The sequence below is a fragment of the Rhizocola hellebori genome, from assembly GCF_016862955.1.
In the GTDB taxonomy this organism is placed as follows: Bacteria; Actinomycetota; Actinomycetes; order Mycobacteriales; family Micromonosporaceae; genus Rhizocola; species Rhizocola hellebori.
In genome coordinates this window covers 1-21,123 of the sequence record NZ_BONY01000003.1, presented here as the reverse complement: position 1 = coordinate 21,123, position 21,123 = coordinate 1, and the positions used below count along the sequence as shown (strand labels likewise).

24 protein-coding genes are annotated in these 21,123 nt (G+C 65.7%); 10 read left to right on the top strand and 14 right to left on the bottom strand.

The window, feature by feature from the left end; all coding sequences use genetic code 11:
• The first annotated feature begins 83 nt into the window (after positions 1-83).
• Positions 84-599, top strand: coding sequence for a hypothetical protein (locus Rhe02_RS03215; protein ID WP_203906526.1), 516 nt, complete (start codon positions 84-86; stop codon positions 597-599).
• A gap of 63 nt (positions 600-662) precedes the next feature.
• On the opposite strand, the gene Rhe02_RS03210 is transcribed toward Rhe02_RS03215, so the two are convergent.
• Both Rhe02_RS03210 and Rhe02_RS03205 read right to left on the bottom strand, forming a co-directional pair.
• A complete protein-coding gene (locus tag Rhe02_RS03210; RefSeq protein WP_203906525.1) occupies positions 663-1,514 on the bottom strand; it encodes a hypothetical protein in 852 nt (283 codons plus the stop codon).
• Positions 1,508-1,831, bottom strand: a complete 324-nt coding sequence (locus Rhe02_RS03205; RefSeq protein ID WP_239123263.1) for a PadR family transcriptional regulator — start codon at positions 1,829-1,831, stop codon at positions 1,508-1,510. The genes Rhe02_RS03210 and Rhe02_RS03205 overlap by 7 nt, the downstream gene beginning before the upstream one ends.
• Positions 1,832-1,923: 92 nt before the next feature.
• Here Rhe02_RS03205 and Rhe02_RS03200 point away from each other — a divergent pair, with 92 nt between their 5' ends.
• The 6 genes from Rhe02_RS03200 (at position 1,924) to Rhe02_RS03175 (ending at position 6,431) form a co-directional block, all read left to right on the top strand.
• Positions 1,924-2,277, top strand: coding sequence for a DUF4180 domain-containing protein (locus Rhe02_RS03200; RefSeq protein WP_203906524.1), 354 nt, complete (start codon positions 1,924-1,926; stop codon positions 2,275-2,277).
• 25 nt (positions 2,278-2,302) lie between these two features.
• Positions 2,303-2,734, top strand: coding sequence for a helix-turn-helix domain-containing protein (locus Rhe02_RS03195; protein ID WP_203906523.1), 432 nt, complete (start codon positions 2,303-2,305; stop codon positions 2,732-2,734).
• A 170-nt stretch (positions 2,735-2,904) separates the two neighbouring features.
• Positions 2,905-3,273, top strand: coding sequence for a hypothetical protein (locus Rhe02_RS03190; RefSeq protein WP_203906522.1), 369 nt, complete (start codon positions 2,905-2,907; stop codon positions 3,271-3,273).
• A gap of 12 nt (positions 3,274-3,285) precedes the next feature.
• Positions 3,286-3,786 carry a peptidoglycan-binding domain-containing protein gene (locus Rhe02_RS03185; RefSeq protein ID WP_203906521.1) on the top strand — a complete coding sequence of 167 codons (501 nt, stop codon included), beginning with the start codon at positions 3,286-3,288 and terminating at the stop codon, positions 3,784-3,786.
• A 55-nt stretch (positions 3,787-3,841) separates the two neighbouring features.
• The gene (locus Rhe02_RS03180; protein ID WP_203906520.1) at positions 3,842-5,146 is read left to right on the top strand and encodes a hypothetical protein; all 1,305 of its coding nucleotides are present in this window, start codon (positions 3,842-3,844) and stop codon (positions 5,144-5,146) included.
• Between the two features lies 1 nt (position 5,147).
• The gene (locus Rhe02_RS03175; protein ID WP_203906519.1) at positions 5,148-6,431 is read left to right on the top strand and encodes a glycosyltransferase family A protein; all 1,284 of its coding nucleotides are present in this window, start codon (positions 5,148-5,150) and stop codon (positions 6,429-6,431) included.
• On the opposite strand, the gene Rhe02_RS03170 is transcribed toward Rhe02_RS03175, so the two are convergent.
• Both Rhe02_RS03170 and Rhe02_RS03165 read right to left on the bottom strand, forming a co-directional pair.
• Positions 6,423-6,623 carry a DUF397 domain-containing protein gene (locus Rhe02_RS03170; RefSeq protein ID WP_203906518.1) on the bottom strand — a complete coding sequence of 67 codons (201 nt, stop codon included), beginning with the start codon at positions 6,621-6,623 and terminating at the stop codon, positions 6,423-6,425. The genes Rhe02_RS03175 and Rhe02_RS03170 overlap by 9 nt on opposite strands.
• Before the next feature lie 32 nt (positions 6,624-6,655).
• On the bottom strand, positions 6,656-7,522 hold the full coding sequence (locus Rhe02_RS03165; protein ID WP_203906517.1) for a helix-turn-helix domain-containing protein: 867 nt from the start codon (positions 7,520-7,522) through the stop codon (positions 6,656-6,658).
• Positions 7,523-7,765: 243 nt separating this feature from the next.
• Here Rhe02_RS03165 and Rhe02_RS03160 point away from each other — a divergent pair, with 243 nt between their 5' ends.
• Positions 7,766-9,124 carry a hypothetical protein gene (locus Rhe02_RS03160; RefSeq protein WP_203906516.1) on the top strand — a complete coding sequence of 453 codons (1,359 nt, stop codon included), beginning with the start codon at positions 7,766-7,768 and terminating at the stop codon, positions 9,122-9,124.
• Here Rhe02_RS03160 and Rhe02_RS03155 read toward each other — a convergent pair.
• Positions 9,086-9,610 (bottom strand): hypothetical protein, encoded by a 525-nt coding sequence (locus Rhe02_RS03155; protein WP_203906515.1) that lies wholly within the window; start codon positions 9,608-9,610, stop codon positions 9,086-9,088. The genes Rhe02_RS03160 and Rhe02_RS03155 overlap by 39 nt on opposite strands.
• 590 nt (positions 9,611-10,200) lie before the next feature.
• On the opposite strand from Rhe02_RS03155, the gene Rhe02_RS03150 reads away from it, so the two are divergent.
• On the top strand, positions 10,201-11,457 hold the full coding sequence (locus Rhe02_RS03150; RefSeq protein ID WP_203906514.1) for a chymotrypsin family serine protease: 1,257 nt from the start codon (positions 10,201-10,203) through the stop codon (positions 11,455-11,457).
• Positions 11,458-11,519: 62 nt separating this feature from the next.
• On the opposite strand, the gene Rhe02_RS03145 is transcribed toward Rhe02_RS03150, so the two are convergent.
• Entirely contained in the window at positions 11,520-12,080 is a 561-nt protein-coding gene (locus Rhe02_RS03145; protein WP_203906513.1) for a TetR/AcrR family transcriptional regulator, read from the bottom strand.
• Between the two features lie 95 nt (positions 12,081-12,175).
• Between Rhe02_RS03145 and Rhe02_RS03140 the strand changes: the two genes are divergently transcribed.
• Positions 12,176-13,186, top strand: a complete 1,011-nt coding sequence (locus Rhe02_RS03140; protein ID WP_239123260.1) for an alpha/beta fold hydrolase — start codon at positions 12,176-12,178, stop codon at positions 13,184-13,186.
• On the opposite strand, the gene Rhe02_RS03135 is transcribed toward Rhe02_RS03140, so the two are convergent.
• From Rhe02_RS03135 to Rhe02_RS03100, 8 genes are all read right to left on the bottom strand, one after another.
• Positions 13,179-14,234 carry a VWA domain-containing protein gene (locus tag Rhe02_RS03135; RefSeq protein ID WP_203906512.1) on the bottom strand — a complete coding sequence of 352 codons (1,056 nt, stop codon included), beginning with the start codon at positions 14,232-14,234 and terminating at the stop codon, positions 13,179-13,181. The two genes, Rhe02_RS03140 and Rhe02_RS03135, sit on opposite strands and share 8 nt — an antisense overlap.
• Positions 14,234-15,199: a VWA domain-containing protein gene (locus Rhe02_RS03130; RefSeq protein ID WP_203906511.1), complete on the bottom strand. Its 966-nt coding sequence runs from the start codon at positions 15,197-15,199 to the stop codon at positions 14,234-14,236. Before Rhe02_RS03130 ends, Rhe02_RS03135 begins: the two co-directional genes overlap by 1 nt.
• Positions 15,196-16,083, bottom strand: a complete 888-nt coding sequence (locus Rhe02_RS03125; RefSeq protein ID WP_203906510.1) for a DUF58 domain-containing protein — start codon at positions 16,081-16,083, stop codon at positions 15,196-15,198. Before Rhe02_RS03125 ends, Rhe02_RS03130 begins: the two co-directional genes overlap by 4 nt.
• Positions 16,080-17,129, bottom strand: a complete 1,050-nt coding sequence (locus tag Rhe02_RS03120) for an AAA family ATPase (protein ID WP_203906509.1) — start codon at positions 17,127-17,129, stop codon at positions 16,080-16,082. Before Rhe02_RS03120 ends, Rhe02_RS03125 begins: the two co-directional genes overlap by 4 nt.
• 27 nt (positions 17,130-17,156) lie before the next feature.
• Complete coding sequence (locus tag Rhe02_RS03115; RefSeq protein ID WP_203906508.1) at positions 17,157-17,993, bottom strand: S1C family serine protease; 837 nt, start codon at positions 17,991-17,993, stop codon at positions 17,157-17,159.
• A 43-nt stretch (positions 17,994-18,036) separates the two neighbouring features.
• A complete protein-coding gene (locus Rhe02_RS03110; RefSeq protein WP_203906507.1) occupies positions 18,037-18,981 on the bottom strand; it encodes a ribose-phosphate diphosphokinase in 945 nt (314 codons plus the stop codon).
• A gap of 148 nt (positions 18,982-19,129) precedes the next feature.
• A complete protein-coding gene (locus Rhe02_RS03105; RefSeq protein WP_203906506.1) occupies positions 19,130-20,593 on the bottom strand; it encodes an alpha/beta fold hydrolase in 1,464 nt (487 codons plus the stop codon).
• Positions 20,590-21,081 (bottom strand): SRPBCC family protein, encoded by a 492-nt coding sequence (locus Rhe02_RS03100; protein WP_203906505.1) that lies wholly within the window; start codon positions 21,079-21,081, stop codon positions 20,590-20,592. Before Rhe02_RS03100 ends, Rhe02_RS03105 begins: the two co-directional genes overlap by 4 nt.
• Between the last annotated feature and the right edge of the window lie 42 nt (positions 21,082-21,123).

Sequence of the window (21,123 nt, the reverse complement as noted above, 5' to 3'; positions counted from 1 at the left end):
TGTCCGCCATGTCAACTCCATGGAAACAGCTACCTGCCACGGTGCCATGCATTGGGCGAAGCAATTGTCAGGAGGCAAATCCGTTGAAGCTCATACGCACCAACCGGCTCGTGAAACGGGGCCTGGTCACCACGCTGGTGGCGGCCATCGCGTCGATGTTGCTGGTGAGCCCGGCACACGCCAGTGGGGTGCACAGCTACGTCTCGAACGGGCAGACCTGGGCCGCCCAGTGGCTTTCGGAGGACGCGGGCAACCCGTGCTACGACGGCGACTGGGCACACCAGACCATGCGCGCCGAGTGGAACATGAAAGTCCAGACGACGGGGATCCAGGTCAACAGCATCAAGCTGACCATCTGGAACGACAGCTCAAAGGAGCTCTACCTCGGCCGCAAGTCTGTCTATGGGGGCAATCTCACCTATAACCCTTGGGACAGAGAGACCGTGACGGCGGTCAACGGCGCGTCGTGGACACGCACTTACACCGTCAACAAGTTTTTCACCTGGCAGGGCGGAAGGTTCGTCAACTTCAGCATCCTGATCTCGGTGCCTTGCCGGTCCTATCGGGAGAGCCTCTTCCAGCTCGAAAAAGGCTTCTAATCCCCCCCATGGTAAACGGTGTGGCCGGGCCGCGTGCCCGGTCACACCCAGGTTCGTCTGAAGCTAGTCCATGTACCAAGTGATCATGTCTATGCCCATCGGCGTCTGGTTCCAGAAGTAGATGGTGACGGCGGCCAGGCCGGTCAGCAGCACCAAGACGCGGCTGCGCCGGGAAATGCCACGCATGCTTACCCCGGCGATGATGGCTACGCCGCCCAGGACCGCAGTGGCCAGCCCCATTCCTTGGTACGGCGACGATCCCGACCCAAGTCCAATGCGGACACCCAGGCCCTGCAGGGCAATAGCCACCACCGCCGCACCGATCAGGCCCGACGTCGCCCGGGACCGCCAGCCGGCGCCGCGCTGAGTCAGGCCGAGCAACAGTGCCGTCACGCCTAGCCAGCCGACCAGCATCCAGTCGAAGATGAGCGCCCATGCGCCGAAACTGAGCACCACCCACAGCGGCATGAGGAAGATGAAGGGGCCATCGATAGGCCAAAGGTCCTTGGGGTCGAAAGGCATTCCGCTATCGGGGGCCAACCGCGCGGGAATATCTAGCAAGAAATACCGGAAGGGCACCGCGATAAGCCAGCACACGACGGGCAGCCCCAGCCCGACCAGGATCTTCTGTACCAGCAGGGTGGCCGTCAGCGATGGCGGGACTATCGTGGTTGGACGGTCCACACCGGGCTTGCCGGCATGGGCGCGCAGGGCGGGCAACGTCCAGGCCGCCGCGAAAAGGTAGCGCCAGCGAGCCCTGGCACCGGCAGCGGACAGCTCCACCAGGTCGCCGGTCCACTCTGCTCGCTGTCGGTCCCGGAATCCCGCGGGCAGCAGCCGGCTTAGCACCGCGATCATCGCCCGCTCGGCTCGGGCCGGGTTGCCGCCACCCGGGCGGTCTGGCCCGGTCACCATGCCAGCTCTCCACTGGCTGGCCGCGCGGCACGGCGCTTGCTGGAAGCCGCCAGAGCCTCACGCCCGGCGGTGACACCGGCGCCGGTGAGCCGGTAATAGCGACGGCTCGGCCGGCCCTGCTCACGAGCGTCACCTTCGTCCTCGTTGCGGCTCGACAGCCAGCCCGCGCCCTCGAACGCCACCAGGATCGGGTAGATCGTGCCGGGCTCGAGCCCAGCTTCTATAGCGAGGTCGAGCCCATACCTCTCTTGTTCCGGGTCTCGCAGGAGTGCTTGCAGCACCAGGCGGCGCGGGGTGGTCATGCGCAAGGAAGCCATGGCGGGCACCCTACCCCCTATGCCGTGTTCTGCATAGGGTGCTTGAGCGGCAGGGCCTTATGCGCCGTGATGGGGCATGTTAAGGTAACGAGATGGAGTTATACGGAACGATAGGGAAGCAATTGCTGCTATGCGGTGCCGACGGGCCGGCCATCGCCACGGTCCAGGACGCCCTCGACCTGATCGGTGAGGCGTTCTCTCAGGCGGAGGTGATCGCGGTGCCGGCGACCCGGTTCAGCGACGAGTTCTTCAATCTCCGCACGGGCTTGGCCGGCGAGATCATGCAGAAGTTCGTGAACTATCACGTGCGGCTGGTGGTCATGGGAGACCTGTCCGAGCACCTGGCAAAAAGCGCGGCTCTGCGCGCTCTCGTTCAGGAGTCAAACAGGGGACAGCACATCTGGTTCGTCGCCGACCTTGACGAGCTCAACGCCCGGCTTTCGTAGGCGGCCGAAAGTAAGGATGGAGAAGATGTCGGAGCTCTACTCGGTGGAACAGGTCGCCGAGCGGCTGGGCCTGCATGTGAAGACGGTCCGGAACTACGTGCGGGAGGGCAAGCTCAAGGCTGTGCGGATAGGCAAGCAATATCGCATCGCGGGCGAGGATCTCGCCGCGCTGACGGGCGGCGCGGTGCCCACCATCGCACGCGAGGACGCTCGGCGTGCTCGCCAGATCGAGGTGTCCAGTGTGGTGGCCATCGATGCGATCTCCCGCCACGACGCAGACCGGGTGATGACGTTGGTGATGGCCGCGGTCAACGGACGCCGCGAGGGTGATGGTCCGATGCGGGTGCAGACGGCTTACGACGAGGAGCGCGCGCGGCTGCGCATCATGGTGCTCGGTGACGCGCAGCCCAGCGCTGAGCTGATCCGGATGGTCAGCGCTCTGCTAGAGTCGCGATGACTTTTTAGTTCCATCGGCCAATTTCCCTTGCTTGCTGGCTACCGGCAAGCAAGCGCTGGCATCAAAGATCCTGGGACGACAAGACCTTTTTTCCATTCCATCGATTACAGTCATTCACGTTGAATCCATTGAGCTAGATCTCTGGATCTTCACGTGAGGGGACGCAAGTTATGGACATCGACGCAATCCGCGACAAGCGAGACGGGCAACTGGTCGATTTCGAAAGCGCGGAAGTCATCTCTCCCATGATCTATCCACCGCAGCCGACGCTCGTAGTCAGCGGGGAGAAGCCCCATCCGGAAATGGAAATCAGCCTCGAACCGCTGGTCTATGTCAGCCAGCCGCAGTACCAAGGCATTCAGGTGGTTGGCAAACCCGCCCTGCCCGATGGGCCTCACGTTTCGCCGGCGATCGCGCCAGTCCCATATTCCGTCGAGCTGAGAATAGACGAACTTCTTGGTAGCCAAGGGGTGGAAGTGATCGGCGCGACCTGCAGCGAGCGCAAGGACGTGTCCACCGGTGAAGCCACCGAGTCGTGAGGGGAGCGGGCTATGACCAACTACGGACAGCCGGTCGTCAAGATCGGTGACACCGGAGACGCCGTGCGCCAAGCGCAACGGGGGCTGCGGCGAACCCCCAATCTGTCACTTGCGGTCGACGGTGAATTCGGTCCACTGACCGAAGCCGCCACCAAAGAGTTCCAGCAGTCGGTCGGTCTCACGCCGACCGGCGTCGTGGATGAGCCGACCTGGCGCGTTCTTCCGAACGGGCTCCCAATGCCGACGCTGTCAGAGGGATCCAAAGGATCTGCGGTCACCAGCCTGCAGGAAGTTCTTACCCGGGGGGCCGTGGGGCTGTGGGAGACGACCCCCAAGGGCATCGATGGCGAGTTCGGGCCCAACACGGCTGCGTCCGTGCGGGCTTTCCAATCGTGGGCACGCTTGTCGCCGGACGGTGTGGTGGGCCAAAAGACTTGGGACGCCGCGAGCGCGCTCGAGTTCATGGTCGGCCTTCAGCACACCATCGGCGTCCAGCACATGGAAGCGTCTTGAGTTAACCCGGATGCGGGTGGTTCGGGCCACCCGCACCTGAGCCTGTGGAGCATCCATGATCAAATTGCGGGTCTACGCGCACCACGGGCCGGCCCCAAGCGCGTTCCTCACCCCCTCCCTGCCCACCTTGCCGTTGCCGGGCGAGCCGGACCCACTCGTAGAGTTCTGGTGCGAGGTCAACACACAGACCATTTTGGACTCACCTCCCGGCGACCCGGTGCCCGGATACGGGCAGGGCCAAGCGATAGCACCCGATGAGTGGCGATGGGATCTCGGCTACTCACCGGCCGCCGCCGACATGTCGGTCACCGGGCTGTGCGTGCTGCTGGTCGGAGCTACCCAAAACGACTACGACTACGTTCTGATCGCCCCGGACGGCACCAGGCTCATACTCCCGCCGGGCACGCCATGGGAACCGTTGGCGCCCATGCCTTCCTGGGGCAATCCGGCCGAGCCCTATAGCGGGGTGCAAGCCTGCTTCGCGCTTGTCGACGCGGTGCTCTCGGCCAGGGGCCAGTGGCGGGTTCAGCTGTTCCAGCGCGAGGGCTCGTCGAGCGTGCCGAGCGAAGTCGCCTGGGCCAACGGTGTCAGCAGCGTGCAGCTGACCGACGCGCCGGAGGCGGGTTTCCTCGCGGTCGAGTTCACCGGGGTCGAGGTTTCACCAACGACGACCACCACCACGACGACAACAACCACCACCACACCTCCGCCCACGACGACAACCACCACCACACCTCCGCCAACGACGACAACCACCACCACCACCACACCGCCACCGACGACGACAACCACCACCACCACCACGACCACACCGCCGCCGACGACAACCACGACCACGCCTGCGCCTACGACGACGACCACCACCACGCCGGCCCCGACCACTACCACGACCACCCCGGCGCCGACTACGACTACCACCACTCCGGTGCCGACCACCACCACGACCACGACCACCGCGCCGCCCCTGCGGGAGAGCCTCGGCTTCTTCGGCACGGTCGTTATGTGGCTGGCGCTGGGGATCGCGGCCTCCGCCGCGGTGTCGTTCGTGGTGTGGGCCTGCCGCGGATACGTCGGCCTGGCGCTGTTCGACTGGGCGGTAAGCCTTGCGGTTACTGCATTCTTCCTCCTGCCCTCGTGGATGCTGTTCTTCCGCACCGGCGCGGTTGTCGAGAAGCTTTGCGACTGGTTCGCCAGGCTCTCGGCCGGATTGCCGTTGCTCGCCGCGGTCTTCGCGATCATTGGTGAGTTCAACTGTGCGGCAGGCATTCTCATCGCCAGCGGCTTGTTCGGGGCTCTGCTGGCCGTGGTGAGGGCCACCCGTGGCTTCATCCGCCGGCTGAAACGACGCCTGAGGATCTGAGGTGGATGATGTTCTTGCGGTGTTCCGCCTGCTGATCGCCGTTCCATTGGCGATCGCCGGATTCAAAGACATTGCCGAATCGCCCGGTTATCGCCGGGCGATGGCCATCGCCGAAGTGGTGGTCGCATTTGGCTTGCTGCAACAGGCCACGGCGTGGTGGTCAGCGGTGCTGACATTGTGCTGCCTTGCGCTCGGATCGGTCCTCGCCGGAGGCGCGCTAGCCTCGCTGACCCGCGGCATCACCCTCGCCATCCCCGCGTGTGTGGTGATTTGGCTGGGCCGGGCCGACAGCGGGCCGGATATCCTCACCTGGCTTTCCGGCCTTCCCGTCGGGCAACTGGCCGCCGTCGCGGTCGGTCTGGTGGCGCTGGGGCTCGTGTCCGCGCAACGGCCGGAGCCGGTCGAACCTCCTGCGCCCCAAGCGAAACCGGCGGCCGTGCCGCTGATTCACGGCAAGCCCGAGCTGACCATCGGGATGGCCACCTATGACGACTTCGACGGCACCTACTTCACGCTGCAGGCGCTGCGCCAATATCACGACTTGGAGAACGTCGAGCTGCTGGTGGTCGACAACTACGGCTGCGCACACACCCGCGATTTCGTCCGCGACTGGGCGCGCAGCACCTATGTCCTTGCCGATGATGTGGTGGGTACGGCGGCAGCGAAAGAACTCGTCTTCCGCAACGCCAGCGGGGCCGCCGTGCTCTGCTGCGACTCACATGTGCTCTTCGCCCCCGGCACCATCGCGCGGCTCAAGCGCTTCTATCGCGACAACCCCGGCTGCCACGACCTTCTGCAGGGACCGCTGGTCTACGACGACGGTGAGCTGATTTCCACCCACTTCGACCCCGTCTGGCGTGACCAGATGTGGGGCGTCTGGGCCACCGACGAGCGTGGCCTGGATGGCGAAGCCGAGCCGTTCGAGATCCCGATGCAGGGGCTCGGGGTTTTCAGCTGCCGCGCAGAGGCCTGGCCCGGTTTCCATCCCGGCTTTCGCGGGTTCGGTGGCGAGGAGGGCTATCTGCACGCCAAGTTCCGGCAGGCCGGGCGACGGTGCCTGTGCCTGCCGTGGCTGCGCTGGATGCATCGCTTTGGCCGTCCCCGCGGGATCCCCTACCCGCTGACCGTGGAGGACAAGCTGCGCAATTATCTGCTCGGGCATATCGAGCTCGGGCTCGATCCGCAGCCGGTGCTGTCGCACTTCTCCCAGTACCTGCCCGCCGAGCGGATTGCACAGCTTGTCGAAGGCGCCGCGCGTTGGGAAAGCGGCCTCGCGTCACGCTAGGCTGTCGAACTCACCGTGTTTGACCCCGTTGAGAAACGCCTTCCACTCCGCGTCGGTGAAGCGGACGATCGGGCCGGTGCGGTCCTTCGAATTGCGGACGAGAACACCACCCTGTGCTGGCGCGACCTCGACACAGGCGCCCTCAGCAACGGACCAGCTTGCCTTTCTCCAGTTTCCGGTTGGCGTGTACAAGATCGTCTCCTTTGGTGTGAGCGGGTGTCCAATCAGGAATCGCGATTTACGTACTCACGGATGATCTTTTTGATGAAGGCGAGGGATTCGTCCGGTGGCAGGGCGGCCTTCGCCAAGTGCTGGAAGATCTGCTCGCAGCGCACCAGGTCGCTGTGATCGAGTTGCATGATGCCGAAGACGTCCTCGGCGAAGACCGCCGTGGGGACAGCGGCGTCGCCGAAGGACAGGATGCTGAAAGTGGTCTCCACTCCGGCGTGCGCGCCGGCGCTGAACGGCACTATCTGGACCCGCAGGTCGAAGGCCTCGGTGTCGCTGATCAGCCGCTGAAGCTGCTCGGCCATGATGTCGTTGCTGCCCACGACCCGCCGCATCGCCGCCTCATCCATGATGGAGTGGATGCTGGGCGGACTTTCGCGATCGAACAACAGCGATTGGCGTTCCATGCGGGTGCGGGCCAGCCGGTCGGTCAGCAACGGATCCGGCTCGGCGAAGAAGCCGCGGATGATCGCCTGCGCATAGTCGTTGGTCTGCAGGAAACCCGGCACGATGCTGGATTTGTAGTCCTGAATGGAGATTGCGACCGCTTCGAATCCGACGTAGGTGGAGTAAACCGGTGCCAGGTTGTGGCCTTCCCACCAGCCGCGCTGGCGCCCGTCGCGGGCCAGGGCGATCAAGCGTTCGCGCTCCTCATCGTCAATCTCATAGAAGGCACAGAGGTCCCGCACGTCGCGCGGGCTGGCCGGGCGCTGACCCGTTTCCATCCGGCTGATTTTGGCGGTGGAGCACATCAGGTGCTCAGCGACCTCCACGATGGTCTTTTCCGCCCGGCCGCGGGCATCACGCAGTGCGGTCGCCAGCTGGCGACGCTGGATGACCGGGTTGACTGGGTGAGACACCATGGAGCCCTTCTGGGGTTGGATTGATCGTCGTGGTTAACAGGGGGAGGGCTTAAGGATGACATCGGCGCTGTTCAGTGTCCAGGACCCGGCGTTCCCGACGAATGACAATTGCCAGATGGCACGGCCCGGCTACTCGCGCACCGGTGCGCTGCCGCTTGGCGCAAACCACATTCAATTGTCAATCTGAGGCGGCCAATTCGCCTTTGCAAATTGGCTCTAAAAAGGGGTTTCGCTGATCCGTAATTGCCTTTGATCGAGGATATCTGTGCAGGTGGACGGTGCTTTACCAATATTCGTGAACTGCTTTACAGGCGCCTCGGCCGCGCTCTAGATTGGGTCCCGCACCGCCCACTGATCGTCGGCATTGATTACTCGAGGAAAGCCGTGATGAGAAGAAGACTGCTGCCATTGCTTTCAGCACTGCTCGTCCCGCTCTTGATCGAAATCTTCATCGGGGTGGCCTTGACGAACGGTCCCGCTCCTTCACTGTCGCGTCTGGGCTATCTCACCGTGGCCGGGCTCGGCGTGCTGGTGGCGATCACCCTGTGGCAGCCGCTGATCAAGCGGCAACTGCCGGTCGTGGCCGGCGTTCAGGCCACCCTGGGCGTCGCGATGACCGTGGCGGGTGTGTCTTCCAGCATCTTCGGCTGGCCGTTCGCGGCGTCCGCCGGGACGGTCCTGGCGATCGTCGGCCCTATGATCGCGGTGACCGCCGGATACATGATCGTTGTAGATCTTCACTACGTCGATATCAAGACCGTGCCTGGAATGGCCGTGCGCAAGTCAGATCACCATCACTGGCCGCTGAACGGCGGGCAGCAGGCCTATGCCCGCATGTTCGATGGCACCTCCTGCCATCCAGAGCTGCTCGACGACTGTATGCGGGTGGTGGACACCGGAGGCGTTCACTTCGTGGCGGCTTTCGCCGACGGCCACTGCCAGTTCTACGTCGACGTGCTGCACAGCTCGGCATTGGCCAATTTGGTGGCGCCCCTGACCGCCGACGAACGGCGAGCTCGGCTCGAGCGAGCCGGCCGCCAGCTCATCGCGCTCGATCACCGAATCGCTGCCGGCTTGCGGCGCATCGAGCGCGGAAAACTTGCGAAGGCCACGATCGAAGTGGAGGACGGCGAGTTGGTTCTGTACAGGTTGCGTCGCGGGCACTATCTGCTCGGGGCCACCTTGAGTCCGGCGTATTCCGAAGCGGCACAGCGCAATCTGGAGGTGCTGGCGCAGAAATACCAGCGGCCGCGCGGCGACGCGCGTCATCGGGCACCGGCCGCCACGCGGGACCTGGTGGTGCGGCCGTCGACAGTTTCACATCTCGCGTCGGGGATCGACGCCGCCCAGCTGATCGCCGAGCAGATGCGCGACGAGCCGGCCAAGGGGAGTGCTGAAATCTTCAAACAGTATCTGCCGCAAGGTGTTGCCGAGCCCCCGTGGATGAACCCGAACTCGTCCAGACTAGAGCCCGCGGCCGCGGTCATGGTGGACGGCGCCGTGATCGGTGTCATCAACCTCAACGCGCTCTTCGGCCCGCGTAACCAACGAGGACGCTCGGGTTCACCTGTCCGGGAGAACGGAGCGGATCCAATTGGCTAGCCCCGGGGCGAGTGGCGCGCTCGGAAAGGCCTGCAGCACCTCGCTATCGGTCATCTGCCGAGCAGATAGGACAGTTTCCCGCAGAAGAGCGCGGTCGACGCTGAGGCCGCCTCTGATGTAGACACCGGTTTTACCTCGGCGGTGGACGTAGCCGTGTGACGTGGCCTCCCGCCAGTAGGTCAGGTCGGCCTCTTCCCTTTCGCACTCCTGCATGGGAACGCACAGATAGTCGTCGTACATCGACATCCCCTGCATCGAAATGAGGACGTCGAGGTGGCCGTTGCCCTGTCCGCCCGCCTCGAGCATGGTGCCTGGCGGGATGCCTTGAACGCGTGCCTGGTACCCAGGAATATCGGTGGTAAATAGCGTTCCGGAGGGACGAACCTTGGCAACGGCATTGCGCAGATCGTCACGCGGGACGGCAAGCGTTCCGGCCACCTCGACCACGACCTCGCCCAGCCGGATCTGATATCCGTGATACAGCACGCCTTTGCGGTAGATCAAGCCGTCCGGTTCGCGGGAGCATTCGCTTGTCTCCAGCTGGGAGTCGAGGGCGACCTCGCCGCACGAGCCCGGAAGGGTGCGCCCAAAGGCGATGACGGTGACGTAGCGATTGGGCGGGATCTGAGTTGGGCGGCGGTGCCGACCACGGCGGCCAAGGCGAGGACCGCGAACACTGCCACGCCAGGAAGGCTTGCCGAGCCGCCGATCAGCAGGATCGCCAGCAGGAAGTACCCCACTGGAATCGCCACCGCCACGACTGCATAGATGGTGATGAGATGGATTCCGACCTGGAGGAGAGGAACGGGTCGCGCGTTGCCCCCGTCGACGTCACGCATGTCCAAGATTATCGCGATGCGCCAGAGCGCCGGGCATCCGCTCAGCTACTCAGCCACGCCTGAGTACGACTGAAGTCGTATCCGCGTGCCGCAGGTACGACTGCCGGTGGACCCGTGAGGTCAGATCGGGGGCTGACGCCGCCCGCCGGTGGATCTCGCACCATGAGAGCACCTGCCCAGCACGAGGGCCGGGTGGGATCGGACACTTCCGGTCACTGTGCAAAGTGGAGGAACGCCATGACTGTCCGAGCGCACCGACGCCGATTGAGCGCGTTGGCCGCGGTGGTGGCCCTTGGGTTCATCGCCGCTTCCACGTCGACCCCGGCGTGGTCAGCACCGCGTGAGGAGAAGCCGATCATCGGCAACGACGATCCGAAGGCGGGCTCCAACGCCGCGGCGGAGCTGATGGCGCTGCAGGCCCCACTGGTTGACGCGGCCGAGGCGATCAGCCGCGCCGACAAGGAACGCACCGGCTTGGGCGGGATCCGGCTGCGGGTCAAGGATCGTGCCGCGGACATCTACTGGAAGGGCGAGGTGCCCGGGGAGGTAAGGGAGCAGATCGCCCGCCTGGAGAGCATCGGCTACCGAGCCGAGGTGTACGAGGCCCGCTACAGCGGCGCCGAGCTGGCCAGCGCGCAGGAGGAGATCCTGCGGGCCCGCGACGCCTACCCCGACATAGTCACCATCGCCCCGCTCGTGGACGGCAGCGGCCTGCGGATCGGTTTCCTCAAGGGCGAGCCGAAGCCCATAGAGTGGCCGGTCGAGGTCGAGGTCGTCGACGAAGACCGGATGGTCTTCATCGACCGCGCCACCGACACCCCGCCGTTCTGGGCCGGCGGCGTGGCCCGGCTGGGCGGCCAGGTCTGCAGCACCGGTTTCGCTGTGGGCCGCCAGAACTGGTTCACCCTGACCACCGGCATTCTCACCGCCGAGCACTGTGCGCGCGGCGGCGGGGTTTCGGTCACCACGGGAGCGGGGCGTTTCATCGGGACCGCCGAGGTTCCCTCCCCGCAGACGGCCGCCTTCAACAGCGATTCCCTTTTCGTGCCAACGAATTCGGCCGCGCGGATGTTCGACGGCGCTCCGGTGGGCGCGTTCAGCAAGCCCGTCGTCGGGTGGGTGAACAATTTCGTTGGCCAGTTCGTCTGCACCTCGGGCGCATCGACTGGCGTGCATTGCGATGTCATCACCGACCTGATCTCCTCGACGGCGCTCATCCAGACCGGGCCCACCTCCTTCGTCCGGGTGGACAACCTGGTGTTCGGAACAGCGCTCGGCTCTTCCACCGCGATCGCCGCCGGCTCCGGCGACAGCGGGGGACCCGTCTTCACGCTCACCGCGGACTTCAGCAAGGTGCGGGCCGCCGGGCTGATGAGCATCGCGCAGTTCGGAGTGCCCTGCAACGTGGCCGGGTTGCCTTTCTGCGGTAACCGGGTGGGGTTCATCAACATCGGCTCGGTCCTGCAAGCCCAGCAAGCATTCATCCTGACCTGATCCGTCCAATCACGACATGGCGGCCCGCTGAACCAGCGGGCCGCCATCGTCATGCGTGGCGATTACGTCCCGGCGGCGGCAACGGTTCGGAGGGCCTCGGCGAGGTCCGCGGCGGACAGCGCGGTTGACGGGTCTACCAGCCATTGCACCATGACCCCGGCGAGCAGAGCTTGGTGGAAGGCGCCGACCGCGCGGGCCGACGGCGATGCCGGATCGATGGCGCTGAACAGCTGGGCCAGCTCGTCGCGGCCGGTTCGCTGGGACTGCACCAGGAAGTCGTGCAGTTGTGGCAGCCGGTCGATCTGGCCGATGAGCTCGAACTGGGTCGCCCACAAAGGACGGTGCGCCGGGAACGACGCGATGATGGACCTCCACACCGCCTCGAAACGGTCGCCCTTTTCCTGCTGCGCGGACTTCAGCGCCTCGGACAGCTCATTGCCCCACTCGACGACGGCGGCGAAGAGCGCCTCGTTGAGCAGCGCCTCGGTCGACCCGAAGTGATAGCCGATGGCGGCCAGGCTGACCCCCGCGGCCGTGGCGATGTCGCGCGCCGTGGTGCGGGTGTAGCCCTTCTCGAACAGGCAGCGCTTTGCCCCGTCGAGCAGAGCCTCACGATTTCCCATGCGGCGAGCATATCCCAGGTTTGAGACAAACGTCTTGCACAGATGTCTAAGACATGTGTACAGTCGGGTCAACACCAAATGGGAGGAACGAAAAAATGCTGGCAATCATGGCCACCCGAGGAAGACGCCGCCGCGAAATCGCCGAGGCTCTGAAGATCAACAATCCGCACGGGATAGCCGAGGAGCACTACGTCACGGTCGGCGGCGTCGAGCAGTGGGTCCAGATCCGCGGCGAGGACAGGGCCAACCCGGTGATGCTGGTTCTGCATGGCGGCCCGGGCTCGCCCTATGCCGTGTTCACGCCGCTCATCCGCTCCTGGGAGAAGCACTTCACTGTCGTGCAGTGGGACCGGCGGGGCGTCGGCAAGACCCGTGCGCGCTGCGGCAAAGCCGCCACCAACAGCTATGCGCAGATGGCGGAGGAGGCGATCGAAGTGATCCGCTTCCTTCAGGCCAAGCTGAGCCAAGAGAAGATCATTTTATTTGCCGGTTCTATGGGTACCCTTCTCGGCCTGCCCCTGGTCCAGAAACATCCCGAGCTGTTCTCCGCGATCGTCTGCACCGACATGTACACCGATATGCGGCGCAACGAAGCCCTCGGCTACCAGCTGACCCTCGACCGGGTAAGAGCCGCCGGCAACACCAAAGCCGTTGCCGCACTTGAGAAAATCGGGGCCGACCCGGCCGCCTGGGACCTGCGGGCGTGGCAGGTCAAGATGGACTGGACCATGAAGACCGACCCGGTGACGCCCAACGGTGTGACCAAACTGCTCTTCCCGCTCGCGCTGACCTCCCCGATCTACTCGCTGGGCGACGTCCGGCATCTGCTCGCCGGGTTCCTGGAGACGGGAAGGCAGCTGCACGCCGAAATTCAGGCCTACTCCACCGACCGGCTGCCGACGCGGTTCGAGGTGCCGTTCTTCCTGTTCCAAGGCGCCGCCGACATCCTGACGATCACCAGCCTGGCCCAGGACTACTTCGCCACCATCGACGCGCCGCACAAAGAGATCGCGCTCATCGAAAACGCGAGCCACTTCGCCGCCTTCACCCAACCCGAACTCTTTCGCCAGGAGCTGGTCGGCCGGGTGCTGCCGGTGGTCAGGTGAAGGAGCGGTTCCACCATTGGGCCAGGGCCACCGCGGTCGCGATGAGCAACGCGCCCACGAGAGCGAACCAGACCGTGATCTCGACGAATTCACGTTGCAGCACAATGGTGTTGGGTAGATCCTGCATGACCTCGTTGAGTTCCTTGGCGTCGACGGCGTGGAAATAGTCGCCGCCCGTCGTCTGGGCAACCTCTTTGAGCGTGCCCTCGTCGATCTGCTGGAAGCGGCCGAAGCCGCCACCGCCGAAGCCGCGGCCTTCGGGCCGCATCGGGTCGCCGCTGATCTGGTCGCGCGAGCAGACCATGGCGGAGGGCTCGGTGGTGCCGAAACCGATGGTGTAGACGCGGATGTGGCGGGCCGCGGCCTCGGCGGCCGCGGTCTCCGGGGTGACGCCGTGGGTGTTGCGACCGTCGGTGAGCACGACGATGGTTTCGGGCTGATATTCGCCGGAGTCGTTGCCGGAGCTGGGGTTGTCGCCCGCCATGTCTATCCCGGTGGGGGCCACGTTGGGGTTGATCTCGGCGATGGCGTCGATCGAGGCCAGGATGGCCAGGCCGATCGCGGTGCCGCGGGAGGTACGCAGCGTGTCGATCGCGTCGAGCAGCGGCTTCTGTTCGATGGTCGGCGCGACCAGCAGGCCGGCGATGCCGGAGAAGGTGACCAGGCCGATGCGGGTGCCCTTCTGTGCCTTGATGAAGTCCCGAGCGGCGTTCTGGGCGACGGTGAGGCGGTTGGGTTGCACATCGGTCGAGCACATCGAGCCGGACACGTCGATCGCCAGCAGGATGGTGGCGGCGTTGGACGGCACGGGAATGGAGGCGTGCGGCCGGGCGGCGCCGGTGCCGAGCACCACCAGGCCGACCGCGAACAACCAGATCGGAATGCGGCGACGCCACAGCGACCGGCCGGGCAGAGCGGCCCGGATCAGGGTGACGCTCGAAATCGTGACGGCTTCCCGCCGGCGCCGGCGGCGGGTCCACCACCGGAAGCCCAACAGCAGCGGGAAGGCCAACAGCGCGATCAGGGCCCACGGCCAGTTCAGTGCCATCAGAGGATCCGTCCGAACCAGTTGATCATCAATAGTGCGCCGACCGTGAGGAGCAGCACCGCGATCGCGACGATCACGCTGGTGAGTTCGATGAACTCATCTTCGAGGGTGATCCTCAGGTCGAGCGATTTGTAGATAGCGCCGAGGGATTGCGCGTCCTCGGCCCGGTGGTAGGAGCCGGTGGTCGTTTCCGCGATTTCGGCCAGAAGCTCTTCATTTAGCGAGGTAGCTACCTGGAACCCATCGACCTCAATGATAGAGCCGTTGACCGTGCCGATGCCGATCGTCTCAATATGTACTCCGGCGGTCGCGGCCAGCTCGGCCGCGGCGACCGGATCGGGACCGCCGGTGTCCTCCCCGTCGGAGAGCAGCACGATGGTCGCGGAGGGCCAGTAGCCCAGGTCGGTGGGCGGGGCGTCCTCGGCCACACTGGCCGGTTGCCCGGTGATGACGGTCAGCGAACCCAGGATGGCCTGGCCCAGTGAGGTGCCGCCGGCGATGGTCAGCCGGTTGATCGCGGCGATCGTGGACACGTGATCGTTTGACGGCAGCTGGGTGGTTTGCGCACCCTGACCGAAAGCGACCACGCCGATGTCCACCGTGTCCGGCTGGGCCTTGACGAATTCGATCGCCGCGGCCTGGGCGGCGGCGAGCCGGGCGGGGGCGATGTCCTTGGCCGCCATGCTGTTTGACACGTCGAAGGCGAGGACCACGGTGCCCGACGCGCGGGGGACCGGGACCGTCGCTTGTGGACGGGCCAGACCGACCAGCAGAAAGCCAAGCGCGGCAAGGAAAAGCAGCGGTGGCAGATGGCGGCGCAGGCCCGCGCGACGCGGGTTGGCCGGGGTCAGGCCAGCCGCGGCCAGGGCGTTCGTCCGCTTACGCTGCAGCCGGTGATAGGCGAAGCCGAGGCCCGCCACGATTATCGCGGCGACCAGCAGCAGCCAAGGATTCTGGAAGCTCATGCGCGCCTGCGCTTGGAGCTTTGCACCATGCCGACCAGAGCCCGGGTCAGGTCCTCGTCGGTGGTCATGCGGTGTGCCGTGACCGTCGCCCGCCGCATCGCCGCGGCCAGGGCGTGCTCGCGGCCCGTCACCTCGGCCTGCAACCGTTGCCGGAAAAGGGGATCGCTCGTGTCGGCGAGGAGCTGTTCGCCGGTCTCGGCATCTTCGATGAGCACCAGGCCAAGGTCGGGCAGCTCCAGCTCCATCGGATCGACCACGCGGATCGCGACCACCTCATGCCGGTGGGTCAACCGGGTCAGCGCCGGCTCCCAGTCGAGATCACCGATGAAGTCGGAGATGACAAAGATCAGGCTGCGCCGCCGGGCGGTGGCCGCCGCCAGCCGCAGCATCGCTTCGAGATTGGTGGTGTTCCCATCCGCCGGTGCGGCCGTCGCCTTGGTGAGCTCGTGGGTCAGGTGAAGCACGTGGGTGCGGCCGGTGCGCGCCGGGATCACCCGCTGGAACCGGTTGTCGTAAAGGATCGCCCCGACCCGGTTGCCGCCCTGGGTGAACAGGCGGGCCAGGCAGACGGCGAGCTCGACGAGCACCGAATCCTTGCGATGCGGGGCGGCGCCGAACCTCATCGAGGCCGATTGGTCCAGCACCAGCCACGCGGTGAGCTCACGGTCCTCGGTGTACTGGCGCACGTGCGGCTCGTCGAGCCGCGCAGTGACGTTCCAGTCGATGTGCCTGACGTCGTCCTCGGGGGAGTAGACGCGCAGATCGGCAAAGTCGATTCCGGTGCCTCGGAACACGGTGCGGTAGGCGCCCTGCAGCTGTCCGTGCAGCCGACGGATGACGTTCCACTCCAGGCGCCGCAGCAGCCGGTCAGGCGTGCCTGTCACCGCTCTGCGATCCTTTGCAGAGGCTTATCCGGTACCGGCAAACTCATCAATATTCTGGTGAGCAGCTCGTCAGCGGTGACATCGTCGGAGAGCGCCTCGTAGGAGAGCACCAGACGATGGCGCAGCACGTCCAGAGCCAGGTCGGCGATGTCTTGCGGCAGAACGTAATCGCGTCCCCGGATGAAGGCGAGCGCGCGCCCGGCCAGGACCAGATTGATGGAAGCCCGTGGGCTGGCGCCGTAACTGATGTAGCGCTGCAAGTCGTGCTGACCGACCTCGGCCGGATAGCGGGTGGCGCTTGCCAGGCGCACCGAATATTCGATCAGCGACGGGTCCACGTAGACCTGCTCCACCTGGGCCTGCATCTCGATGAGCTTCTCCGGGTCGACGATCGCCTGGCTGACCGGATCCGGGGCGATGGCCCGCTCCACGATGACGAACTCCTCGGTGGTGCTGGGGTAGCCCACGAGCACCTTCATCATGAACCGGTCGACCTGCGCTTCCGGCAGCGGATAGGTGCCCTCGGACTCGATCGGGTTCTGCGTGGCCATCACCAGGAACGGCCGTGGCACGAGGTGTGTCTCGCGGCCGATGGTGACCTGTTGCTCCTGCATCACCTCCAGCAGCGCGCTCTGCACCTTCGCCGGCGCCCGGTTGATCTCATCGGCGAGCAGCAGGTTGGTGAAAACCGGCCCGAGCGAGACCTGGAACTCGCCGCTGAGCTGGTGGTAGATGCGGGTTCCGACGATGTCGGCGGGCACCAGGTCGGGCGTGAACTGGACCCGGTGGAACTGCCCGCCGATGGCGCCGGCCAGCGCCTTGACCGCCAGGGTTTTGGCCAGGCCCGGCACACCCTCGACCAGGATGTGCCCGTGCGAGAGAAGAGCGACCATAAGCCTTTCCAGCAGGGCGTCCTGTCCCACGATGGTCTTCTTGACCTCGTAAAGGATCTGCTCTACCGGGCTCGTGCCAGGCGCCGCGGTCGCGCGGGGCCGCGCGACCGCGGCTGACAGTCTGCTCTGACCGTTGTCCGGCGGTGTCTGCATGGGTCCGTCCTTACGGGGTCGTCGTGTTCACTGTTGGGGTGCGGGTCCACCGCCGGCCCCGAGGGCCGCGCCGATGGGGACGGCGAAGCCGATCCCGACGAAGGTGCCGGCGTCTGTCGGATTGGCCAGGGCCACGACGATGCCGATGGTCTCGCCGCGGGTGTTGACCAGCGGGCCGCCCGAACTTCCGGGGTTCACCGCCGCGTCGAACTGGATCAGCCCATCCAGCCGGGTGCCGTTGTTGCCGGTGGCGGCTCTGTCCAGGCCGGAGACCACACCCGAGGTCGTGCTGAAGGTCAGGCCGAGCTGGTTTCCTATGGCGACCACATCGTCACCGACCGCCAGCCTGCCGCTGCCACCGATGACCGCCGGAACCAGCACAGCGGGCAGCGTGTCGACCTGGAGGGCGGCGATGTCGATGGCGGGATCGCTTTCCAGCACCTTCGCCGTCGCCTTGGTGCCGTCGGCGAAGGTCACCCGGATCGCGCCGCCGTCGCTGACCACGTGAAAGGCGGTCAGGATGACGGCGTCGGTGTTGGCGACGATGCCCGTCCCGCTGGCCTGCACCCGGTTGGTGGCCGGGTCCAGGGTCTCGATCACCACCACCGAGGGCGCGAGCGCCGCGTAAACCTGGGCCGTGGTCAGCGCGGGGCTGGGCGACGGCTTGGGGGACGCGGTGGGCAGCGGTTTCGCCGAGTCGGCGGAACCCATGCGGAAGGACAGGAACGCGGTGAGCAACAGCGCCAACACCGCGGCCGCGCCGATCAGCAACGGGCGGCGGTTGCGTGCCGGTGCCGGCGCAATGACCTGCGCTGGGGCGTCGATGGGCGCAGGCTGCTGGAGCCTCCCCGGGGGTAGGGGCATGGGCCCAAGATAGCTGGGCTTCCTGTGAATAGGGTAAGTGTTTCTACTGGAAAAGCACCGAGATGCTTTCCCGATTGGCGATCCGCCGGATGGCCTCGGCAAATAGCCCAGCAACCGAGACGATCTCCACCTTTTCGGACAGCTTGGCGGGCTGCGTCTCCACGCTGTCGGTCGTGAACAGACACTCGATCGGGCTGTTGTCTATTCGCTCCATCGCCGAGCCGGTGAGCAGGGCGTGGGTGACCGCCGCATAGACCTTCGTGGCGCCGCGTTCGATGAGGATGCGCGCGGCGTCGGTCAGCGTGCCGGCGCTGATGGTGAAGTCGTCCACGATGAGCGCGGTGCGGCCCTCCACCGAGCCGATGAGCTCCACAATCTCCGCGGACTCGCTGTGGTCTACGCGCCGCTTGTCCGCGATCGCGGTGGGTGTTTGAAGCCGGTTGGCCCACAGCCGTGCCTTCTTGGCATAGCCCGCGTCCGGGGCGACCACCACGAGATCGTGCAGATTCCTGGCCGCGATGGTCTCGCAGAGCACCGGCAGCGAAATCAGGTCGTCGACCGGCATGCTGAAGAAGCCCTGCACCTGAGGCGCGTGCAGGTCGAGGGTGACCACCCGATCTGCGCCGGCCGCCGCGATGGCGTCGGCACAGACCCGGCCCCGGATGGATACCCGCGGCTCATCCTTCTTGTCGCCCTTGGCATAGCTGAAGTAGGGGATGACCGCGGTCACCGAGGCGGCGCTGGCTCGCTTGAGCGCGTCGATCCAGAACAGCAGCTCCATGAAGTTGTCGTTGGCCGGGAAGGCGGTGCCCTGGATGATGAAGACGTCGCGCCCGCGGACGTTCTCCAGCACCCGGACGAACAGATTGCCCTCCGAGAACCGGAGCAATTCCGAAGCGCCCAGCTCCAGCCCCAGATTGTTGGCAATGGCCCTACCTAGATTGCGGCTTCCCGAGCCCGCGAACACGATGATGTCTGGTGCCTGCATGCCTCGCAGCCTTTCCATGTGCTCTGGTAATCCGGTGCGATGCCCGAAGCGTAGCCGACCGGCTGCCCGCGCTCGGGGGCAAGCAAAACGCCCTGGGAGGGGATTGACTCCCGAAAGCCAGGGCGTCTCGCACTTGATCTGCTATGTGCTACCAGAGGCGGTTGGCCGAATCCCACTCCTCGATCTGGGAGACGAGCGTGCCTGCGCCGGAACCCGTTGTGCCGCCTGCGGAATCGGGCGCGATGTCGGGGCGGGACGGACCCGAACAGATAACTCGCTCGGGCGGCAGGACGCCGTCGATCAGGTACTGGTAGACGTAATCGTCGACCTCTTTGTTGCCGCGTACCGCGAATATCTCGTTGTGTCCTTCATCGGTCACTGAGATCAGGCTGAACCCGAGCCGCTTGGCCATGGCCTCGCCACCGGCATGCCTGAGCATCGTGTTGCCTATTCCGTGCACGACGATGCCGGGCTCGAAACCCTCGCGCTTGATTTCCGGGGGCTTCTCCATTTTCCGGTCGGTCCAGAAGGTACCCACCTGAGGCTGGAAACGAAGGACACCGTAGCCATATGGATATTTCTCGCGCGCAACCCTCATGTCGGCGTAGTAGCCGTCCAGATCGGTGGGCCACTCGTCCTCACACGTGGCCGCCTCGGTGACCGACTGCACCCGCTCCTGCGGCTCGCCCGGTGCCCAGGCATCGAGGCTGGCGAGCTTCTGCACGGCGGCCTGGGCGTCGCCGGCCTGCGCCTCGCCGCTGGGGTTGCGCAGCTGAGCCACCAGGTCGGCGGTGACCGCCCACAGTGGACGATGCCGGGTGCCGGTGCCGATGCCGACGTCGAAAGCCGGTGTGTAGGTGCGGAACGCGGCTTCCTCGGTGGCCGCGAGCACGGCCTTCTTGGTGGCGCCGAGCCCGAAGCGGATGTCCCGCTCGCTCACCCATTCCGCCCACGCGTCAACGTTTTCGTAGACCGCCGGCACCTGCGAGTGAAATTGGCCACGCCAGCCGACATCGGGGTTGCGCGACGAATCCAGCACCATCCGGTCGACCCGCGCCGGGAACATCGTGGCGTAGACCGCACCGTTGTACGTTGGATCGCCGTAGCCCACATAGGTGAGCTTTTCCTCGCCGAGCAAGGCCCGTACAGCATCGATGTCGCGAGCAAGGTTGGCCGAGGTGATCTGCTCTCGCAGCGGCCCGCCGATTCGTGCACAGGCCTCATAAAGCGCCTTGACGTCGGCGGTGATGGCGGCGAAGTCCTCGTCGCCGGGCCTGGTGTTGAAGGGCGCGGTGGGCCGCGGGTCTTCACGCCACAGCGGGGTCGACTGGCCGGTGCCGCGCGGATCCATGCCGATGATGTCGTAATGCTGCGCCAGCGGCGTGTAAGCGAACCGGAGCGGGAGTTTGGTGCCGCCGCCCCAGTTTCCGGCCGGCCCGCCGTTGAGGGTAACCAGGATTCCGCGTCGCTTGGCCGGATCCGCGCAGCGGACCCGGCTGATGGCCAGCGTGATCTGTTCGCCCTGCGGGTCGGCATAGGAGAGCGGAACCTCGATGGTGGCGACCTCCACCTGCGGGTGGAAGTCGCTTGCCGACCAGGTGATTTCCCTCATCGGCCCTCCTCCAGGTATCTGGCGACGAGCTTGGCGTACTTGTCGAGCGTCTCGCCGGGGCTGGGTCCGTTGAGCGCGGCGTGGATGCGCCGGGCAGCCTCGTCACCGTGCTTGAAAAGCTTGACGTGGGCGAGTTCGACCGAGGTGGTGTCCGGCGATAGGGCGGTGAAGCTCACTTCGATCTCACTGGCCCGGTCATCATCGGTGATCATCTGCCAGTTGCCGTCTATCCGCCAGGTCATGGCCAGCCGGTTGGGCGGATCCCACTCCAGCATGGTTCCCCATTGGCACACCGTGCCATCCTGGGCGCGTTCGAAGTAGCGGCCGCCCACCTTCGGCTCGAACGTGATTTCCTCGCGCGGCGAGGCCACCAGGACGTGCGACTCCGGCCACCACTCGATGGGGCGGTCGGTGAAGATGGCCCACGCCTTGGCAATCGGGACATGGACGATGACCGACTTGCGGACATCGGGGTAGGCATTGGTCATGAAGTCACCATGGCACCCATTGCTCGAGCTCCGCTAATGGCG